At 44.9% G+C, this 18,207-nt stretch carries 15 protein-coding genes and 1 tRNA gene; 5 read left to right on the top strand and 11 right to left on the bottom strand.

Translation table 11 applies throughout. The annotated features are described in order from the left end of the window. The first annotated feature begins 134 nt into the window (after positions 1-134). Both H6571_06680 and H6571_06675 read left to right on the top strand, forming a co-directional pair. Complete coding sequence (locus tag H6571_06680; GenBank protein ID MCB9323410.1) at positions 135-1,265, top strand: endo-1,4-beta-xylanase; 1,131 nt, start codon at positions 135-137, stop codon at positions 1,263-1,265. Next, complete coding sequence (locus H6571_06675) at positions 1,262-2,239, top strand: glycoside hydrolase family 43 protein (protein MCB9323409.1); 978 nt, start codon at positions 1,262-1,264, stop codon at positions 2,237-2,239. The genes H6571_06680 and H6571_06675 overlap by 4 nt, the downstream gene beginning before the upstream one ends. A gap of 112 nt (positions 2,240-2,351) precedes the next feature. Here the strand turns inward: H6571_06675 and H6571_06670 are convergent, their stop codons facing one another. The 4 genes from H6571_06670 to H6571_06655 form a co-directional block, all read right to left on the bottom strand. Continuing rightward, positions 2,352-3,149 carry an SDR family oxidoreductase gene (locus H6571_06670; GenBank protein MCB9323408.1) on the bottom strand — a complete coding sequence of 266 codons (798 nt, stop codon included), beginning with the start codon at positions 3,147-3,149 and terminating at the stop codon, positions 2,352-2,354. A gap of 517 nt (positions 3,150-3,666) precedes the next feature. Then, positions 3,667-3,739: transfer RNA gene (locus H6571_06665), tRNA-Gly, on the bottom strand. A gap of 329 nt (positions 3,740-4,068) precedes the next feature. Then, the gene (gene purB / locus H6571_06660; GenBank protein MCB9323407.1) at positions 4,069-5,406 is read right to left on the bottom strand and encodes an adenylosuccinate lyase; all 1,338 of its coding nucleotides are present in this window, start codon (positions 5,404-5,406) and stop codon (positions 4,069-4,071) included. 154 nt (positions 5,407-5,560) lie between these two features. Beyond that, positions 5,561-6,685 carry a DUF819 family protein gene (locus H6571_06655; GenBank protein MCB9323406.1) on the bottom strand — a complete coding sequence of 375 codons (1,125 nt, stop codon included), beginning with the start codon at positions 6,683-6,685 and terminating at the stop codon, positions 5,561-5,563. 344 nt (positions 6,686-7,029) lie between these two features. Here H6571_06655 and H6571_06650 point away from each other — a divergent pair, with 344 nt between their 5' ends. Next, the gene (locus tag H6571_06650; protein MCB9323405.1) at positions 7,030-9,003 is read left to right on the top strand and encodes a YgiQ family radical SAM protein; all 1,974 of its coding nucleotides are present in this window, start codon (positions 7,030-7,032) and stop codon (positions 9,001-9,003) included. Positions 9,004-9,162: 159 nt separating this feature from the next. Then, a complete protein-coding gene (locus tag H6571_06645; protein MCB9323404.1) occupies positions 9,163-9,690 on the top strand; it encodes a peptidylprolyl isomerase in 528 nt (175 codons plus the stop codon). Positions 9,691-9,894: 204 nt separating this feature from the next. Here the strand turns inward: H6571_06645 and H6571_06640 are convergent, their stop codons facing one another. From H6571_06640 to lipB, 6 genes are all read right to left on the bottom strand, one after another. Then, complete coding sequence (locus H6571_06640) at positions 9,895-10,998, bottom strand: T9SS type A sorting domain-containing protein (GenBank protein MCB9323403.1); 1,104 nt, start codon at positions 10,996-10,998, stop codon at positions 9,895-9,897. Positions 10,999-11,042: 44 nt separating this feature from the next. Further along, a complete protein-coding gene (locus tag H6571_06635) occupies positions 11,043-11,510 on the bottom strand; it encodes a periplasmic heavy metal sensor (GenBank protein ID MCB9323402.1) in 468 nt (155 codons plus the stop codon). A gap of 14 nt (positions 11,511-11,524) precedes the next feature. Next, complete coding sequence (locus tag H6571_06630) at positions 11,525-11,863, bottom strand: hypothetical protein (protein MCB9323401.1); 339 nt, start codon at positions 11,861-11,863, stop codon at positions 11,525-11,527. Positions 11,864-11,987: 124 nt separating this feature from the next. Next, on the bottom strand, positions 11,988-12,569 hold the full coding sequence (locus H6571_06625) for a sigma-70 family RNA polymerase sigma factor (GenBank protein MCB9323400.1): 582 nt from the start codon (positions 12,567-12,569) through the stop codon (positions 11,988-11,990). A 102-nt stretch (positions 12,570-12,671) separates the two neighbouring features. Next, the gene (locus tag H6571_06620) at positions 12,672-13,307 is read right to left on the bottom strand and encodes a rhomboid family intramembrane serine protease (protein MCB9323399.1); all 636 of its coding nucleotides are present in this window, start codon (positions 13,305-13,307) and stop codon (positions 12,672-12,674) included. A 246-nt stretch (positions 13,308-13,553) separates the two neighbouring features. Further along, positions 13,554-14,258, bottom strand: a complete 705-nt coding sequence (gene lipB / locus H6571_06615) for a lipoyl(octanoyl) transferase LipB (GenBank protein ID MCB9323398.1) — start codon at positions 14,256-14,258, stop codon at positions 13,554-13,556. A gap of 51 nt (positions 14,259-14,309) precedes the next feature. Between lipB and H6571_06610 the strand changes: the two genes are divergently transcribed. Then, positions 14,310-15,374 carry a redoxin family protein gene (locus H6571_06610; GenBank protein MCB9323397.1) on the top strand — a complete coding sequence of 355 codons (1,065 nt, stop codon included), beginning with the start codon at positions 14,310-14,312 and terminating at the stop codon, positions 15,372-15,374. Positions 15,375-15,552: 178 nt separating this feature from the next. Here the strand turns inward: H6571_06610 and H6571_06605 are convergent, their stop codons facing one another. Then, positions 15,553-18,186: a TonB-dependent receptor gene (locus H6571_06605; GenBank protein ID MCB9323396.1), complete on the bottom strand. Its 2,634-nt coding sequence runs from the start codon at positions 18,184-18,186 to the stop codon at positions 15,553-15,555. Positions 18,187-18,207 lie beyond the last annotated feature (21 nt).

Here is an 18,207-nt window from a genome sequence, read left to right as displayed (position 1 = left end):
ACGGCACGAAAACCTGTGCTGTACATGAAATGTCGGTATGTCGTTGCACTCCATTTGAACTCTTTGAACCATTTGAACCCCTAATTGAATGAATGATTATCGCGCTGATTTCTATCAATCAAAAAATAAATAAGATGAGGTATTTAATCACTTTTATCATTTTAGGTCTTTTGTTTTCATGTAGAAATGAGCCCATTGAACCTGCTGCACCAAAGGGATTAAAGGATGCTTTTGCGGCTAAGTTTTACATGGGTACGGCTTTGAATCTGGACCAGATATACGAGAAAGATCCTGTAACGGACTCGATTATCAGGACTCATTTTAATGCTATTGTAGCAGAAAACTGTATGAAATCGGTCAACATCCACCCTGAAAAGGACCGCTATTTCTGGGAGGATGCAGATGCCTTCGTGGCTTATGGTGAAAAAAACGACATGTTTATCACGGGCCATACCCTGGCCTGGCATTCCCAGACGCCAGACTGGCTTTTTGTGGATGAAAACGGGAATGATGTGGACAGAGACGAAATGATCCAACGTTTGGAAAGCCATATTGCTGCCGTTATGGGACGTTACAAAGGCAAAGTAAAAGGTTGGGATGTTGTCAATGAGGCCATCAATGATGACGGAACGATACGTGAAAGTAAGTTTTATAAGATCATCGGTCCGGACTGGATTGAGATAGCTTTCAAAGCCGCCGCCAAAGCAGATCCCGATGCTGAATTGTATTACAACGATTACAATTTGTCCAGCCCTGTAAAAAGCAAAGCGGTCTATGAGATGGTCAAATCCATGCAGGCTAAAGGCATCAAAGTAGATGGCATTGGAATGCAGGGGCACTTAAATATGGATGCTCCGGATTTAGAAGATTTTGAAAACAGCCTGATGTTGTTGTCGACACTGGGCAAGATAATGATCACCGAACTTGATGTGACGGTTTTGCCCTGGCCCAGCGAAAGGGTTTCTGCCGATGTATCCCTGTCGGCGGAATACCAGGAAAAAATGAATCCTTTCCCAAATGGTTTGCCCGATTCAATGTCGGTAGCTTTGAATGACCGGTTCATTTCCATTTTTAAAATTTTATTAAAACACCAGGATAAGATCACGCGGGTAACCACCTGGGGAGTGAATGATGCACAAACCTGGCGTAACTACTGGCCCATAGCAGGACGCAGTGATTATCCGCTTTTATTTAACCGGGATAATTCTCCGAAGCCGGCAGTGGACAGCCTTATTTTAATGGGGAACAAAACAAAAGAACCATGAAAGAAAAAGTGAGACATCTCGTCAAACATATATATACGGCAGATCCTTCCGCACATGTTTTTAATGGGAAAGTTTACCTCTATCCTTCCCACGATATTGATGCCGGTATTCCATTCAATGATAATGGCGACCACTTTGGCATGAGGGATTACCATGTTTTTTCCATGGATGGGATCGATGGGGAAGTAACCGATCACGGGGTCGCGCTTGACATTGATGATGTCCCCTGGGCCAAACGGCAGATGTGGGCGCCCGATGCCGCTTTCAAAAATGGGAAGTATTATTTCTACTTTCCAGCAAAAGACTATGACGATATTTTTCATATTGGCGTAGCAGTGGGGGATCGCCCCGAAGGTCCTTTCGTGGCTCAGCCCCATTGGATCAAAGATAGTTTTAGCATTGATCCTGCGGTTTTTTATGAAAAAAAATCAGGACATCATTTCATGTACTTTGGCGGACTTTGGGGGGGACAGCTGCAACGCTACAAAACGGGAGCCTATTTGGAAGATGACGGCGAACCGGCTGATGATGCCCCGGCCCTTTGCCCGAAAGTGGCCAGAATGACTGACGATATGCTGGAATTTGCAGAAGCCCCCAGAGATCTGGTGATCCTCGATAAGTTCGGTGAACCGCTGAAAGCTGGGGATCACAACCGAAGATTTTTCGAAGCGGCGTGGATGCACGAATATAATGGGAAATACTATTTTTCCTACTCCACGGGAAATACCCATTTGTTGTGTTATGCCATTGGGGATAATCCTTATGGTCCGTTCACTTACGGTGGAGTGATCATGACACCGGTGGTCGGCTGGACAACCCACCATAGCATTTGTGAATTTAAGGGTAAATGGTATCTTTTTCATCACGACAGCAAACTGTCAGGAGGGGTCACTCATCTGCGAAGCATCAAAGTGGCTGTGATCACTTACCGGAAAGATGGTTCCATTGAAATTTTAGATGGCATGATGGAATAATGAAAAAAGTAATGTTGTTAGAATAATTATTTGTCGGTCCGCGCTGTAACCCGCTTTTTGCCAGGCAGGTTAAGCTTTTTTTTTATTTTTCATTATCGCCTTACTTTATCTTTTACACCCCGGCAAAAGCAGTAAATCCTCCATCAACAGGCACCACGATCCCCGTAACAAAAGCGGAGCGATCGTCACAAAGCCAGAGGATGGTGCTGATCAGGTCATCAGGCGTTCCAAATCTTTTCATTGGGGTTTGGCTGATAATGGTTTTTCCCCTGTCTGTCAAAGAATGATCTTCATTCAATAATAAAGAACGGTTTTGTTCCGCGATGAAAAAACCGGGGGCGATGGCATTAACGCGAATTCCTTCGCCGTATTTGTTGGCCATTTCCACTGCCATCCAGCGGGTAAAGTTGTCCACGGCAGCCTTGGAGGCTGCGTATCCTGCCACCCTCGTCAGGGGTAAGGCTGCAGCCACAGAGGAAACATTGATGATACATCCTTTGCCCTGCTTAACCATCGGTTTGGCAAAGGCAATCGAAGGAATAACCGTACCGACTAAATTAAGGTCACTCACTTTTCGGAATTGGTCAATGGAAATATCAAAAACCGATTGGTCGGGCATGATGGTGGCGCCCGGCATATTCCCGCCGGCTCCATTGATTAAAATATCCACCCTGCCTGTTATTTCCAATACCGTTTTTACGGCATTGTTTACGGAGTTTTCGTCGAGCACATCACAGGTTATAGCTTGTATATCAAGTCCCATCTCTTTGAATTCAAGGACTTTTTGGGCAGATTTCTCAGCATTTCTTCCGAGAATAAAAACCGTTGCTCCCGCTTCCGCCAATCCTTTGGCGAAGGCACTGCCCAATGTTCCGTTCCCACCTGTGATGACAGCTACTTTATCGTTCATTTTTTTTGTTTTAATAAAAAAAGCCTCCTCAAATTTATGAGAAGGCTTTTAATTTCAAGTCTTTGTACCCGGAGCGGGACTTGAACCCGCACGTCCCGAAGGACACAGGATTTTCTTACCTACTACAACTTTCGTTGCTTCTGATCACTCAGAATTTGTGGTCTGGACTATCTCTTCATCGTATTCCGATAATACTCGAAACTTAGATGCTTCCCGTTTAGTCTCTACACCTTCCAACGATTTCTCGAAGGCTTGGCTCGGGATTGCCAATACTTAAAAAAGCATGAAGGTTTCCCCGAATTTGAGAAGTTCTACTCCAAGGATTTCCCCTTGGGCACTCAATTTTTTTGTTCTAAATCCAAAGAACAAATTTGTTTAAGTCCGGCGTGTCTACCAATTCCACCACCCGGGCATGTTTTTACAAACATTAGACTTAAAACCCCTAAAAAAAAAGGTTTGAGTGAGATAAGTGCGATAGTTTCACACTGTTAATCACACTCAAACCCTTTAGCATTTGAGCGAATGACGAGACTCGAACCCGCGACCCCGACCTTGGCAAGGTCGTGCTCTACCAACTGAGCTACATTCGCATTTTGTCGCTTAAAAAGGATTCTTTCATCCTCCGTTTTGCCTTAAGCGCTGCAAATATACAATTACTTTAATCTCTTTTCCAAGATTTTTTTTAGTTTTTTTTATTTGGTTGTGTAAAAAACTGCCTTCCGTCACAGAGCAGGCAAGGCTCATTTTTTCTAAAATATTATAGAAAATGAATGGTGGAAGCCTGAAAAAATAGACTTTTTACACATTCCCGATGGTCACAGTTGGCTACTTCCAGCTCCTACGCTTACCCAAGTCTTTCCAGGTTGTAAAACAACCCCTGGAAAATGTGGGTGAATATTAAACCAAAATAATTCAATCACTACACTCCCTTGCCAATATAATTTCTCGGATTTATTTGTTTCAGTTCTTCCTTAACGGCCTCACTGACGGATAAGTTTTCAATAAAGGCCGTGATGTCTTCCCTGGAAATGGATTCTTTGCCCCGGGTCAGATCTTTTAAGGCTTCGTATGGCTTGTCAAAACCTTCCCGGCGGAGGATGTTTTGAATAGCTTCGGCCACAACGGCCCAGTTTTTATCCAGATCCCGTTCCACCTTCCCATAATTCAGGGATAATTTTTGCAATCCTTTCAAAATGGACTTTAGGGCAATGAGGGTGTGTCCGATAGGCACGCCAATATTTCGTAAAACGGTACTGTCCGTCAGATCTCTTTGAAGGCGGGAAACCGGCAATTTTTCCGCCATGTGTCCAAACAGGGCATTCGCCAGTCCAAGGTTGCCTTCGGCATTTTCAAAATCGATCGGGTTTACTTTATGGGGCATGGCAGAAGAACCAATTTCCCCGGCAATGGTTTCCTGCTTGAAATAATCCATGGAAATGTAGGTCCACACATCGCGGCACAAGTCGATCAAAATGGTATTGATGCGAATCAGGGCGTGGAAGATGGCGGCCAGGTTGTCATAATGTTCAATTTGAGTAGTAGGGTGGGAGCGTTCCAGTCCAAGTTTGTCCCGGACAAAGTCGTCGGCAAAATCAATCCATTGGATGTCGGGATAAGTGACGTAGTGGGCATTAAAGTTGCCGGTGGCTCCGCCAAATTTTGCCTTTTGGGAAATATTTTCAAGTTGGGCAAACTGAACATTTAGGCGCTCCACGAAAACCTGGAGTTCTTTACCGACGGTGGTCGGAGAGGCGGGTTGTCCGTGAGTGCGTGCCAGCATAGGCACATGGAGCCATTTGGTCGCCAGGTTGTACAATAACTCGTGTAAATCATCAAAGGCAGTGAAACAAACATTTTCCAGTGCGCCTTTTAGCATTAGGGGAAAAGCGGTGTTGTTGATGTCCTGGGAGGTGAGTCCGAAGTGAACAAATTCGCGGTATTTTTCCAGCCCTACCTGGTCAAAAAATTCCTTGACCAAATACTCTACTGCCTTAACGTCGTGGTTGGTGGTTCTTTCAATTTCCTTGACACGCTCTGCGTATTCGAATTCAAATTCATCCACAAAGCCCCGGAGTTGTTCCAGTTTTTCCAAGGGAACATCTGCCAGCTGTGGCAAGGGAATTTCACAAAGGGCGATGAAATATTCAATTTCCACAAAAACGCGGTAGCGGATCAGGGCAAATTCAGAAAAATAATTACTCAGCGCTTCTACTTTGGAATAATACCTTCCATCAATAGGTGAAATGGCAGTCAGCATCTTTTTGTTTTTTTAATTGAGGCCAAAATTACGGCTTTTAAAAACAAAACAACCGATTCCCTTCCTACACTTTTGAGAATATCGTCAAAATGTTTGTGTTTAAATATTGAAGGACTTATCACCAGCCTGTTTATACGGCCAAAAGTACCCGCTTCTACAACATCCTCAACAATTCCGCCAGCCCTATTCCCAGGAAATTACCTATCGCGTAACCTAGTAAGCCAAGCGTTATGCCGGTGAATACCAATTTTCGGTTGCCCAGGACTGCGGCGATTTGCCCGATGAAAACAGGTCCGAAAATACCGGCGGTGGAGGTGATAATGAAGGTGTCCCGGTCTATTTTGAATATTTTGGCGAACAAAAAATGCAGTAATATGCTGGAAAACATAGCGACTCCTGCATAGAGAATGAGATCGGCCCCTTTCTCGAAAATGGCGGAGAAGTCGGCAAGCAGCCCGAGTGCCACGCAGAACATGAGCAATAGGTAATCTCCCGTTTCGAAGGTGCTTTCCAGGTTTTGGACGGCAGGAATAAAGGCCGCCATTATGCTGAAAGTGGTCAGCCCAAGGATGATCAAAGCAATGTGGTCCATATTGCCAAAGATCAGCAAAGGAATGGTAATGGCAATGGCTGCAATGATGAGGCTAAGTCCAACGCCAGTCAGGCTATGTTTTAGGTTGAATTTTTTGTGGGCTGAAAATGTTGGTTCGGGATTCCCTTCCGCGCCGGCCTCAAAATCGGGCAAAATACCCTTGAGCACCCTGTGGGCGATAGTACTCAAAAAAACGAGATAGGCGCCGCCCATGAGCATATCTGCCGCATTGACGAGGATGATGTCTTCCTGCGAGGCCCTCAACGCCATCCCGATGGCTTGCATATTGGGGGTGCCGCCGGTATAGATGCCAACCAGCATGCCCGATAAACGGCCCGGATCCGATACGGTATCGCCTAAAGTGTACCAGGCTAAGGTGGACCCCAGCAAGGCACTAATGACACAAAGCCCAAAGGATAACAGACCTTTGCCAGTATATTTCAACCATTTCAGTATTTTGGTGGAAAACAGCAATAGCGGAATGGCCAGGATAATGGTACCCTGGGTGATGTAATTGGAAAGATGCTCATCCAGGGGAAACAGATTCAGGTTGCGAATAATAATGCCGATGCCGTAACAAAACACGACGGGACTCATCCATTGGCTGAAAAAGGGTTTTTTGTGCAATACTTTTCCGGCCCAGGGCATGGTAATGATGATCAGCAATTGTAAAATGATCCAGATCAAGGTGGTGGATTTTCGTTTTATTTCAGAAGGGGAAAGTAGGGTTTTTTAATGTAAAATGTAAAATTTTTAATGTAAAACCTACCTTTCTTCGACAGTAGGCAGGTGTAGAAGGGTTCGGGGATAAGAGTTTGGGCGGGAAGAAAAAGTAATGATTATGGTGAGAAATGGAAATGCACAGCGGCCCATGTACAGATTCGTGAGATTGAGGCGACCTCTTAGCATGGCGGTGAAGCCAGGTCAAAAAAGGGTCATCTTGTGAGTAATGGCACTCTTTGTTGCCTGTAAATCAAAACTTTAAACTTTTGTCTTTAGTCTTTAACCTTTTATAGCATATCTTTGCACCAATGAATACTCAATCGGACATAAATAAATGGTTACCCATAACCAGGAAGGAGGTGCTTCAGCGTGGCTGGGACGAACTCGACGTGATCATCGTTAGCGGTGACGCCTATGTAGATCATGCTTCTTATGGGGCTGCTGTCATCGGCAGGATCATCGAGGCAGAAGGATTCCGGGTCGCTATCGTGCCCCAGCCCAACTGGCGGGATGATTTGCGTGACTTCAAAAAAATGGGAAAACCCCGTTTGTTTTTTGGCGTCACTTCCGGCAATATGGATTCTATGATCAACCATTATACCGCCGGGAAAAGAAGACGATCCACCGATGGCTATACACCGGGGGGAGAGGCCGGTTACCGTCCTGATTATGCCACGACGGTTTATTCCAAAATATTAAAGGAACTCTATCCTGATACACCTGTAGTGCTGGGGGGCATTGAAGCTTCCCTGCGCAGGGTTACGCACTACGATTACTGGTCTGATCAGTTGAAGCCTACCATTTTAAAGGACAGCGGCGCTGATTTGCTGCTTTATGGAATGGCCGAGCAGGCGTTACGGGAATTGTTGCGATTGCTCGACAAAGGAGTGCCTTTTCATTCCATTCATTCCATTCTGCAAACGGCTTTTTTGAGGCCGAAATCGGAAGGCGTTCCCAAAGATAAAAGATGGGAAACCATAAAATTATCTTCTCATGAAGTTTGTCTGGAGGACAAGCGGGCTTTTGCGGCCAATTTCAAGCATGTGGAGCAGGAGTCCAATAAATCTTACGCCAACCGCATTGTCCAGGAAGTTGGGGACGATTTTTTGGTGATCAATCCACCTTTCCCGGTGATGGATGAAAAAACGATGGATGCTTCCTTTGACCTGCCTTATGCCAGGGCGCCTCATCCCAAATACGATAAACGCGGGGCTATCCCTTCATGGGAGATGATCCAGTTCTCGATCAATATGCACCGGGGTTGTTTTGGAGGATGTAGTTTTTGCACCATCTCGGCTCACCAGGGTAAGTTTATTGCCAGCCGGTCAGAAGAATCTATCCTGAAAGAGGTGGATGAGGTGACTAAAATGCCCGGGTTTAAAGGGTACATCAGCGACCTCGGTGGCCCATCGGCCAATATGTACAAAATGAAAGGAAAGGATCTTTCCATCTGTGACAGGTGTGTGGCGCCTTCCTGTATCCATCCGGTCATCTGTGAAAACCTCGATACGGATCACTCCCAGATGACGGAGTTGTACAAAAAGGTTGAAACTCATCCTGATATCAAAAAAGCCTTTATCGGCAGCGGTATTCGTTATGACTTATTGACCAAATCCTTCAACAAAAAAGGAAATGACTCCCTGGATGAATACCTGGAGCATGTGGTTTGTAACAATATTTCAGGCAGGTTGAAAGTCGCTCCTGAGCATACTTCCGACGAGACCCTGAAAGTCATGCGTAAACCTTCCTTTCAGCATTTTCACAGCTTTAAAGAAAAATACGAGAAGTTCAATAAAAAACACGGCCTCAACCAGCCCCTGATTCCTTATTTTATTTCCAGCCACCCCGGAAGTACCGAGGAGGAGATGGCCAACCTGGCTGGCGAGACCAAAGATATGGGCTTCCGCCTGGAACAGGTGCAGGACTTTACGCCAACACCCATGACGGTTGCGACGATCATTTATTATACAGGGTTGCATCCCTACACCCTTCGCCCTGTTTATACGGCTAAAACCGAAAAAGAGAAAAAGAATCAGCATTTGTTTTTCTTCTGGTATAAAAAAGAAAATCGTGGGCAGATTCTTTCCAAACTCAAGGAGATGAGACGCCCTGACCTGATCAAAAAATTGTTGGAAGAAGGTAAAAAGGAAACGGTAAAAGCCAGCCCGGTTACCGCTAAAGGCCGAAAATCTAAGGAGGCCCCTCGTCCAGGCAGGAGGAAGGGGGAAAGTCCGACAGGAAAAGTGGATGGAAAGAGTCGTTTTAGCCGGAAGCGGAAGTAGGGTTTAGCCAGGAGGCTGGAGTTTTCAGTTGGAAGTACCCGTATTGAGTTGGCAGTTCTTAGTAGCCCAACCAGCAACCAGTAACCAGCTCTTAATGGTAAAAAATTTTTAAAAAACGGTTCATTCCTTTACCTTCGTAGAAAATAAAAATAAATTATAATGGAAAACGGAATTTACGCTAAATTCATTACGAATAAAGGAGACATCACTATACGTCTTGAGCATGAAAAAGCGCCGGGAACGGTCGGTAACTTTGTAAGCCTCGCCGAAGGTACTCAGGACAATAATCAACGTCCTCCGGGAGAGCCTTATTACGACGGACTGACTTTCCATCGTGTCATCCCCAATTTTATGATACAGGGAGGATGCCCACAGGGTTCAGGTATGGGAGGTCCGGGTTATAACTTTAAGGATGAATTCCACCCTGATCTGAAACATACAGGCCCCGGTGTTTTATCTATGGCCAATGCCGGCCGGAATACCAACGGCAGCCAGTTTTTTATCACTCATGTCGCTACGGATTGGCTGGACGGCAATCATGCTGTTTTTGGACATGTAGTTGAAGGACAGGAAGTCGTGGATGCTATTCGCCAGGGAGATGTAATGGAAAAAGTGGAAATATTAAGGGTAGGAGCAGACGCTGAAGCTTTTGATGCAGCGGCAGCTTTTGCCAAGGTGGCTAAATAATACAGGAGACTTTCGAAAAAAAATCCGTTTAAACCCTTAAAATCCGTTCAATCTGCGTTCCATTCCACTATAACCGGGAATAAAAGGGACACGGATTGAACGGGTAAAACGGGTAAAAACGGATTTTTTTGAATACTGGGACTGATTTTCAAAATTTGTAAGAAAATCCCCTGGGTTTATATAAACAAAATTGGACTAATAATTTTATTTACCGACAACCATTCTCTTAGTCGTCTTCTGACCATCTGCGTCAAAAGTATAGAAGTATAAGCCTTCCGGCAGACTGCTCACATCAATGTCAAACTGGTTGGCGCCTTTGGTTGCATTTTTGAAACTCAGGTCTTTCACTGTTTTTCCGGAAGCGTCGCGCAAAGTAATTTTCACCAATTTAACTTCCTTAGGCAATTCGGCAGAAATTTTCGTGATGCCATTGGCCGGGTTCGGATAATTCTGAAGTGAAAAAATGTCCCTGGCGTTGTCTGTTTTTAAAGGTTGAAAATCCCCATTAACCTCCAGCGCAGCAGGCAATTTGCCGTCCCAGAGCACAAACTCCATGGCAAGGCGGCCATTGTTATGCTGACCACGGTGCATGCCTTCTTTGCTTTTTTGACCCTGACCTTCATTTGTATGATCCCCTTTCTTGCCCTCAGGACGTTTCTTGTTGTTGTCCCATTTCTTGCCATCCGGGTGCATTTTTTTATCTCCGCCTTTTTTGAAATCGCCGAAAGGACGCGGAGGAGCAATGCCGAATAAACCTATGCCGGGGCCGTGATGCTTTTTCATTGCTGCCTCATCACCATTTTCCGGGGCTTTGTTCTCAGGCATGTATTTATCAATGATAGCCTTTTCTTCTTCGATCCATGTTTTGTAAGAAGGCTTCAGGGCTTCCATGCTTGACTTGACAGTTTCCTGGTTACGATCCATAAAGGCCTTCATGGCTTCTCTTTGTGCTTTTCCGGCTTCCATCCAATCTTCCCGGTTGATCCCCAGTACCTCATGGATTTCCTCTTTGGATTTGCCTTCTTTTTTGAGCTCCATGGCCTTTTGGTGATTGGCCTTCATCTGTTCCTTTTTTTCGGTTGCCTGGGCGCGTTTTTCCTTGATAAAGGATAAATCTTCGGCACTTAATTTAGCGTCAAAGTCTTTTTGAGCTTTAAGCAAAACAGGCTGTACATTTTTTTCGATATACGCTTGCATAGCTTTATGCAGTTCCGGATTAGGTTGAGGATGCTGGGGTGCTCCCTGCTGGGCAAAAGCTACCTGGGTTGCCAGCAACATTGCCGGCAACATAAAAAATAATTTCTTCATGTCAAATAAGTTTTTAAATATGTTAAAGAATGGTGGAACTCCTGTTATTCCTTTTCATGGTCCGGAGATCCGTGTGGTCGCATACCCCGGAGAAACACCCTGGCCAGGTTTTTCTGTTGCTCGGGAGTGCAAACGGCTTTTAAATTTCGAAAATGTTCGATAAAAAATTCTTCATTGGCTCTTTCGAGGCTTGTTATTTCATTGACCAGCGCATTTATGGCGATGGTATCTTCTGTTTCGGCTGCAACGGCTTCCAGTAATTCGCGTTTTTTCTCACGGATGGCTTTGACGTGATCTTTTCTTTTCTGGAAATGCTCGTTGGTCAGATCAGCGAAGGCGACCTGCTGTTTTTCATCCAGACCGAGCTCTTCTTTAAAAACCTTGTGGAGCATAGCCTTGTGATCCTCTTTGGTCATCTGCTTATGTTCTCTGTCTTTTGAAAACCACAAAGCGCCGAGGGAAACCAGGTTGAGCACCACCAGCAAGGTAATCAGCCACGTATTTTTAGTCATTTTTGCCATTACAATTACTTTTCGAGGATATAACTCAGTTCATAAGTGTCTTCTACCACCAGTCCGTACTCATCGGCTACATCAATGGTTTGATTATTATTGACCACCTGTAGATTCAGATTGTCGAGTTGTAAAAAAACCATTGCGTTCAAGGCGATAATGAAAATGCTGAAAGCCATTTTATAGGCAGGAGATAAACTGCTAAAAAAACCGACTTCCCGCCTTTGTTCCTGCTCAATCTGCTGAAGAATTCGGGTGATGAGGTAAGGATTACCTTCGACCTTTTGAATTTGGTCAGCCATCTCCATGGTTTTCCTGACTTCTTCTTCGATATGTAAATTCCTTTTGTTCATAATTTATTCTTTGGATGTTTTTTGAGAGAAATACTTGCGCCGTTTATATTATTAATGATTTTTCGTTTTTTTTTCCTTACCACATCCGCACATCCGCACATCCGCACATCCTCACATCCACACATCAAATTTTTTCATTTTTATAATAGTCCTCCAGGTTTTTCTGCAGGTTTTTCTTTGCCCTGAACATGAGTGATTCCACAGACGAAACACTTGTTTTCATAATTTCTGCGGCTTCTCTATAACTCAGGTCGTCCAGTTTACATAATGTAAACACAACGCGCTGACTTTCCGGTAACTCGTCGATTTTGGAAAACAAAACCTTCGATCTTTCTTTGTTTTCCATCAATACTCCGGGATGGTCAAAATCCTGGCCGTCCAGGCTCCCGTTTTGTTCATTGAGACCGATGAGCGACTGAAAAAAGGCTTTCCTTTTTTTGCGCTTTTTGTAACGCAATGCTTCCAGCGATTTATTGACCACGATCCGGTAGATCCAGCTCGACAACTTGGATTCTCCTTTAAAATTCCCAACGGACCGAAATACCTCCACAAAAACTTCCTGAACCACATCCTCCGCATCCTGCCGGTTGGGGATAAACCCGAGGCATGTGCTGAGCGCCTTATTTTGATACAGATCGACCAAGGCACTAAACGCTTGTTCAGATCCGGCTTGAAGGTCCTGTACCAATTTTTCCTCGGCATCCAATTTCAGGTCAGTTTTGATTACTTTGGTCAAATTACGAAATATTGTTTATACCGCTAAGATGTTATTGGCGGGAAAAGCTTGCGGAGGGCAGGATTTTTTTTATCAAAAAGGCCCCGCCAAAATTCCGTCCAAAACCGCTGCCAGCATATCTGGCCGGGTAATGGCCATAGAGACCAGGACAAAAGTCAACCCATAAACCGCGCCCCAAAAGTGTTGGTTATGGCCGATATTGTCGGTACCTTTTCTGTCCATGTAAGAAGAGTAAATGAGGTAGAGGACCCCGAATACAATGGCCGGGACTGGTGGAAAAATAAACATTTGCCACGGAGCATACAGGATATATGCAAAAACCAGGGCTGAGGTAGCTCCGGAAGCCCCAAGGGCTGCATAGGTGTAATTGTCCTTATGTCGGAAGTAAGAAGGGATAGATGATACCACAATAGCACTCAGGTAAAAGAGCAAAAAGGCAATTTTTCCACCCGTATGCCCGAATAAAAACAAAAACAGGCTCTCCGAAAATCTCCCGAAAAGATACAACATGTACATATTGACCCCCAGGTGGACCCAGTCCGCATGGATGAAACCACTGCTCAGAAATCGGGAATATTCCTTATGGTCGTTGATGATGGTCGGCTTAAAAATAAATTTTTGCATTAAATCCGGCTTTTGAAAAGCCTGGAAAGAAAGCACGACGGTAATCAGGATGACGATGTTGGTTAATGTGAGATATTCTTGCATTTGTTGTTACTGGTTGTTTTAATTTTAATAAAGAGTTTAGGAGTCCTGGGAATTAAAAAAGAATGTTTTTAACGCAAGGAGCGCAGGGAGAAGCCGCAATGTTCGCAAAGAGACCTTTGTATAAAGGGGTATTCTTCGACTCCCAATATGGCAAATTTTTATTATAAGGATTCGATATGTGATTCATATTTTCTTTTCCACTTTTTTAAAGTTCTTATGCTTTTTTTAATAAATTTGGAATCCATATTACACCAACTCAAAGCCAAACAATTCTCCCAAATGCCGTTTTACCAAACCTTTCACCTCTTCAATATCTATAGGGCGATTCAATTCTTTTTCCAGCGAGGTTACGGCCTTATCCGTGTCGTTGATGCCGCAGGGGATGATATTATCGAAATGGTTCAGTTTGGGGTGTACGTTGAAGGCGAATCCGTGCAAGGTAACCCACCGGCTCAGGTGGACACCAATGGCGCAAATTTTTCTTTTGGGTAAAAACCCTTTTTCCGGCAGCCATACCCCGGTATACTCTTTGATGCGGTAAGCCTCAATATCATAATATTGAAGGGTACGAATGATGGCTTCTTCCAGGAAACGCACGTATTGATGCACATCATTAAAAAAGAAATCCAGGTCAAAAACAGGATATCCTACGATCTGGCCGGGGCCGTGGTAGGTGATGTCGCCGCCGCGGTTGATCTTGAAATATTCGAAACCTTCCTCTTTCAGCGCTTTTTCGTCCAACAGGATGTTACTTTCAGAGCCGCTTTTTCCGAGGGTGTAAACCGGCGGGTGTTCGCAAAACAGCAGCCGGTGCACCGGGGCCGTCAGGATTTCTTTGTTTTTGCGGGCCTCAAGTTTACGGTCTATCAGCTGACGGTGCACTTCCGTCTGGTATTCCCACGCTTTTTTATAAGGGATTAGTCCCAGGTCCTCAAATTTAACTTTTTGCATGGTGTAAATTTTCGTAAATTTGAGTAATTAAACAAGTAATGAACACCAATCATGAAAAAAATTATACTAATAACCCTCGCAGTGGTACTTGTTTTAAAAACAAATGCCCAACCATTGGCTCCTGATTTTACCGTTGTCGACTCTGACGGGGTAACCCATAAACTATATGCCGATTACCTCAATCAGGGAAAAACCGTAGTGATCGACCTCTTTTTTACGTATTGCCCGCCATGTATTGCCCTGGCTCCTTATGTTGAACCCCTCTACGAATCCTGGGGAAGCGGCACAGGCGATGTGGAGTTTATCGCGTTGTCCATCCAGAATGATGACAGTAGCGCCGATGTGGCGCAGTTTAAAATTGACCATAACATGGCTTATCCCGGCGTTGGGGTGGACGGCGGGGCGATCCCGGCAGTACAACCTTTTTACAGTGGGGATTGGGGACCTTTTGAAGGGGTACCCACCTTTGTGGTCATTGCTCCGGATGGCACCGTAAACTTTGATCCCAGCGGACCCAATCAAACCGCGACGATCGCTGCTATTGAACAAGCCATCCGGCAAACGGGGGCGCGAAAACCTTTTGACCTTTCGGGTACAGTGATGATGCCCGGTGGCACATCCATCGGTTCTTTTGATTTGGTGATTGACGGCGAACCCTACACTCCCGACGAAATCGGAGCAGGCGGGCTTTTTGGATTAAATGTTTTGATGCGGCCCGATTCTGTTTATCAAGTAGGAGTAGTCAAAAACGGAAATTACAACAACGGGCTTACCACATTCGACCTGATCAAAATTAGGAAACAAATTCTGGGAATCGATACTTTTGATGCTCCCTGGAAATACCTGGCGGCAGATGCCAACCACTCTTCGTCTGTCTCGACTTCCGATTTGATACAATTGACAAAACTCGTGCTGGCCATCAGTGATAATTTACCCAATAACGATTCATGGGGATTCATTAAATCGGATTATTTGTTCAGTGCTCCGGGCAATCCTTATCCGGAGGAGTATTCAGGCAATGCCTCCACCTACCAGTATGTGGCCGGCAGTAATTTTCCGCTTGATTTTACAGGATTCAAAATCGGGGACCTGAACGAGTCGGCGGATCCTGATTGAGATTAGGTTGAGGGATTTTGGGGATGAAGGAAGGAATGGCCTGGCCCACGATTTTCGGCTTCTCGCTTTAGCACTGATTAAAATGAGCATATAGAGACGAAGTGGATAGAGGTCACCTTAGATCCTTGAACTCTATCGTCTTGTGTATGGTATTTCACTGCGCTCAATTTGAACGCCTTCAAAACCCAAATTTATACGTCAACGAAGGCATAAACCTTATCAATTCCGACTGGGTGGCAATATAAGTCTGCTCCCCCAGCGCATTTGCACGCACAATAGGATTGCCGTTATCATTCTCGATCTTGTTGAAGTTTATGGCAATGGGATTTTTATGGGCATAAGCATTGTAAAGCGAAAAAGTCAGGCTGTGTTTGTAACGCCTTTCCGGTTTATTCAAAATAAATTTAAATGCCACATCCAGCCGGTGATAATCCGGCAAACGGTCATTGTTCTTTTTATCATAGACGGGTATCGTCTGGTCATAAAAGGTATAAAAGCCCGTCGGAGTAGAAATGGCCGAGCCTGTGGAATAGATCCAGTTGGCTGAGAAAAACACCCTTGGGCGCAGGCGGTAATTGATAAAAACAGAAAAATCATGGGGCCGGTCCTGGAAAGCAGGATAAGCTCGCCCACCGTTGACTCCCGGCGTCGTACGGATGGCTCTCGACCAGGTGTACCCCATCCAGCCATTGAGGCGGCCAATGTCTTTTTTAAATAAAAACTCGATGCCGTAGGCTCTAAGGGTTCCAAAACGCAATTCTCCTTCGATGAGCGGATTCAGCAGCGTATTGGCATGGGTCTCGTAATCGATTTGGTGGGTCATTTTTTTATAATAAGCCTCCGCCGTGAATTCAATTTGCTTTTTGCCAAAATATTTTGAATACCCCAACGCCACCTGATCGGACCGCTGAGGTTTAATGGTCGGACTGCTCGGCAACCATACTTCCAGGGAGGTAAAAGGGTTGGAAGTATTCGAAATGAGTTGCATATACTGGTGGTAAATCCCGTAACTCAACTTTAAGGCAGAGGTGCTGTCAATATTGAATTTCAGACTGAGCCGGGGATCCACATTGCGGTAGGTATGATAGCGCTTTTGCTCGCTGACCACCACAGTATCCATCACCTCAAAATTATTATCAAACGTATAATACTCTACAGGCCCGAAATTTTTCCAGGCCGGCAGCCGCACCCCGGCCTTGAACATCCAACGGTCGGAAAGTTTGTAATTGCCACTGGCATACAGAACCGACTGCCGGGCGCTGGTTTCCTGGATGGCCGGGAAAAATTGGGTCAGGGTATCCACATTCAGGGAGCCCGGGTTAAAGTAATAACTATGCAGTTCCAGTCCAAAATTATAGGTCGCTCTGGGGCTTTTGAAGTAAGTGTAATCACTTTTTAAACTCAGGTTTCCAACTACGGAACTCCACTGGTTATTACCCACAAAAAGCCGGTAATTGTAAGCGCCGGTATAGAGCACGGTATTTGAAAAAAGCTTGTCATTATAAACCTTGTTCCATCGCAGGGTGGAGGTAAAATTGGTCCAGCCGATGCCGCCCAGGTTAAAAGTACCCGAAGTATTGGCCACCAGGTCATTCCCAAAGAAAAGTGTAAAAAACAGCCTGTTTTTATCGTTGATCCGGCCATTCCATTTGAAGTTAAAATCGGAAAACCGCAGCCCAAGGTTAGGATTCACATTTTTGTACAACCACCTGAACCTGGAATACCGGAAAGACGTAAAAAAAGAACTCCTTCCTTTCACAATGGGCCCCTCCAGCGAATAACGGCGGAGCAGGGGATTCACCAAACCACTAAATTCAAATTTATTCAGATTCCCGTCCTTGGTACGGATGTCCACGATAGAGGAGATTCGATCCCCCAGATTGACGGGAATATCGCTCTTGAAAATTTTCATGTCCCGGGTGAAATCAGGAATGATCACCGAGTAAAAGCCGAAAAGATGGGAAGGATTGTAGATGGTGGCATCATCGAGGATGATGAGGTTCTGGTCACGCTCCCCTCCCCTGACGTAAAAAAAAGCAGATCCATCGCTATGGGCTTTAATTCCCGGAAGGGTTTGTATGCCTTTGATCAGACCGACCTCCCCGGCGAATTCCGGCAAATTCTCAAGGTTGATCGGCTTCAGTCCAATGGTGCTCATCTGGTTGCCATTTAAAAACTCCAGGAGCTGACTTTTTTTGACAATTACACTGGGAAGGTCAAACTTCACATAACCCAACGTTATATTTTGTTTTAAATCCGTCTTGAGATCAATGGAAATGCGTTGGGACTCAAAACCGACATAGGAATATTCAATTTCGTATTGTCCTTTGGGCAGTTCCAGTGAATAAAACCCAAAACCATTGGAGACGGTTCCTTTGGATGTTCCCGGTACATATACGGAGGCCCCGATGAGCGTTTCTCCCGAACCTACATCATTCAAAAAGCCGCTGAGGGTATAACTTAGGATTTTCTTCGGAAGTTCCGGTTCTTCCATTTTGATCTCCCGCTTTCGGTTGAGGACCATTTGTCCTTCAATCCAGGAAAATTCGATGGAAATTTTTTGGGCGAGTTGCTCCATGGCTTCACGGAGGGTCACGCGTCTCACATAAAAGGAAATTTTCTGTTCAACATCAATGGAATGGGGACTATATGAAAAATAAATACCGGTTTGTGCGGTTATGGCTTCCAGAATTTCAGAGACGGGAGCATTGGATTTACGGATGGTTATTTTTTTGTCAGGCATTTCCGTCTGTGCCTGGGCCAACCGGGAAAATCCTGCAAAAAAAATCAGCATTAAAAAAGCTATCCGCATGGTTGAGTGGTTGAATGTTTT

The organism is Lewinellaceae bacterium (assembly GCA_020636105.1).
In the GTDB taxonomy this organism is placed as follows: Bacteria; Bacteroidota; Bacteroidia; order Chitinophagales; family Saprospiraceae; genus BCD1.
The sequence above is the reverse complement of the archived record's forward strand: the minus strand, read 5'-3'. Positions and strand labels throughout refer to the sequence as shown.

Excerpts from the sequence above, each read along its gene's own strand:
- H6571_06680 (MCB9323410.1), top strand. The coding sequence starts at position 135 with ATGAGGTATTTAATCACTTTTATCATTTTAGGTCTTTTGTTTTCATGT.
- H6571_06675 (MCB9323409.1), top strand. The coding sequence starts at position 1,262 with ATGAAAGAAAAAGTGAGACATCTCGTCAAACATATATATACGGCAGAT.
- H6571_06670 (MCB9323408.1), bottom strand. The coding sequence starts at position 3,149 with ATGAACGATAAAGTAGCTGTCATCACAGGTGGGAACGGAACATTGGGC.
- purB (MCB9323407.1), bottom strand. The coding sequence starts at position 5,406 with ATGCTGACTGCCATTTCACCTATTGATGGAAGGTATTATTCCAAAGTA.
- H6571_06650 (MCB9323405.1), top strand. The coding sequence starts at position 7,030 with ATGAATACTCAATCGGACATAAATAAATGGTTACCCATAACCAGGAAG.
- H6571_06645 (MCB9323404.1), top strand. The coding sequence starts at position 9,163 with ATGGAAAACGGAATTTACGCTAAATTCATTACGAATAAAGGAGACATC.
- H6571_06640 (MCB9323403.1), bottom strand. The coding sequence starts at position 10,998 with ATGAAGAAATTATTTTTTATGTTGCCGGCAATGTTGCTGGCAACCCAG.
- H6571_06635 (MCB9323402.1), bottom strand. The coding sequence starts at position 11,510 with ATGACTAAAAATACGTGGCTGATTACCTTGCTGGTGGTGCTCAACCTG.
- H6571_06630 (MCB9323401.1), bottom strand. The coding sequence starts at position 11,863 with ATGAACAAAAGGAATTTACATATCGAAGAAGAAGTCAGGAAAACCATG.
- H6571_06620 (MCB9323399.1), bottom strand. The coding sequence starts at position 13,307 with ATGCAAGAATATCTCACATTAACCAACATCGTCATCCTGATTACCGTC.
- lipB (MCB9323398.1), bottom strand. The coding sequence starts at position 14,258 with ATGCAAAAAGTTAAATTTGAGGACCTGGGACTAATCCCTTATAAAAAA.
- H6571_06610 (MCB9323397.1), top strand. The coding sequence starts at position 14,310 with ATGAAAAAAATTATACTAATAACCCTCGCAGTGGTACTTGTTTTAAAA.
- H6571_06605 (MCB9323396.1), bottom strand. The coding sequence starts at position 18,186 with ATGCGGATAGCTTTTTTAATGCTGATTTTTTTTGCAGGATTTTCCCGG.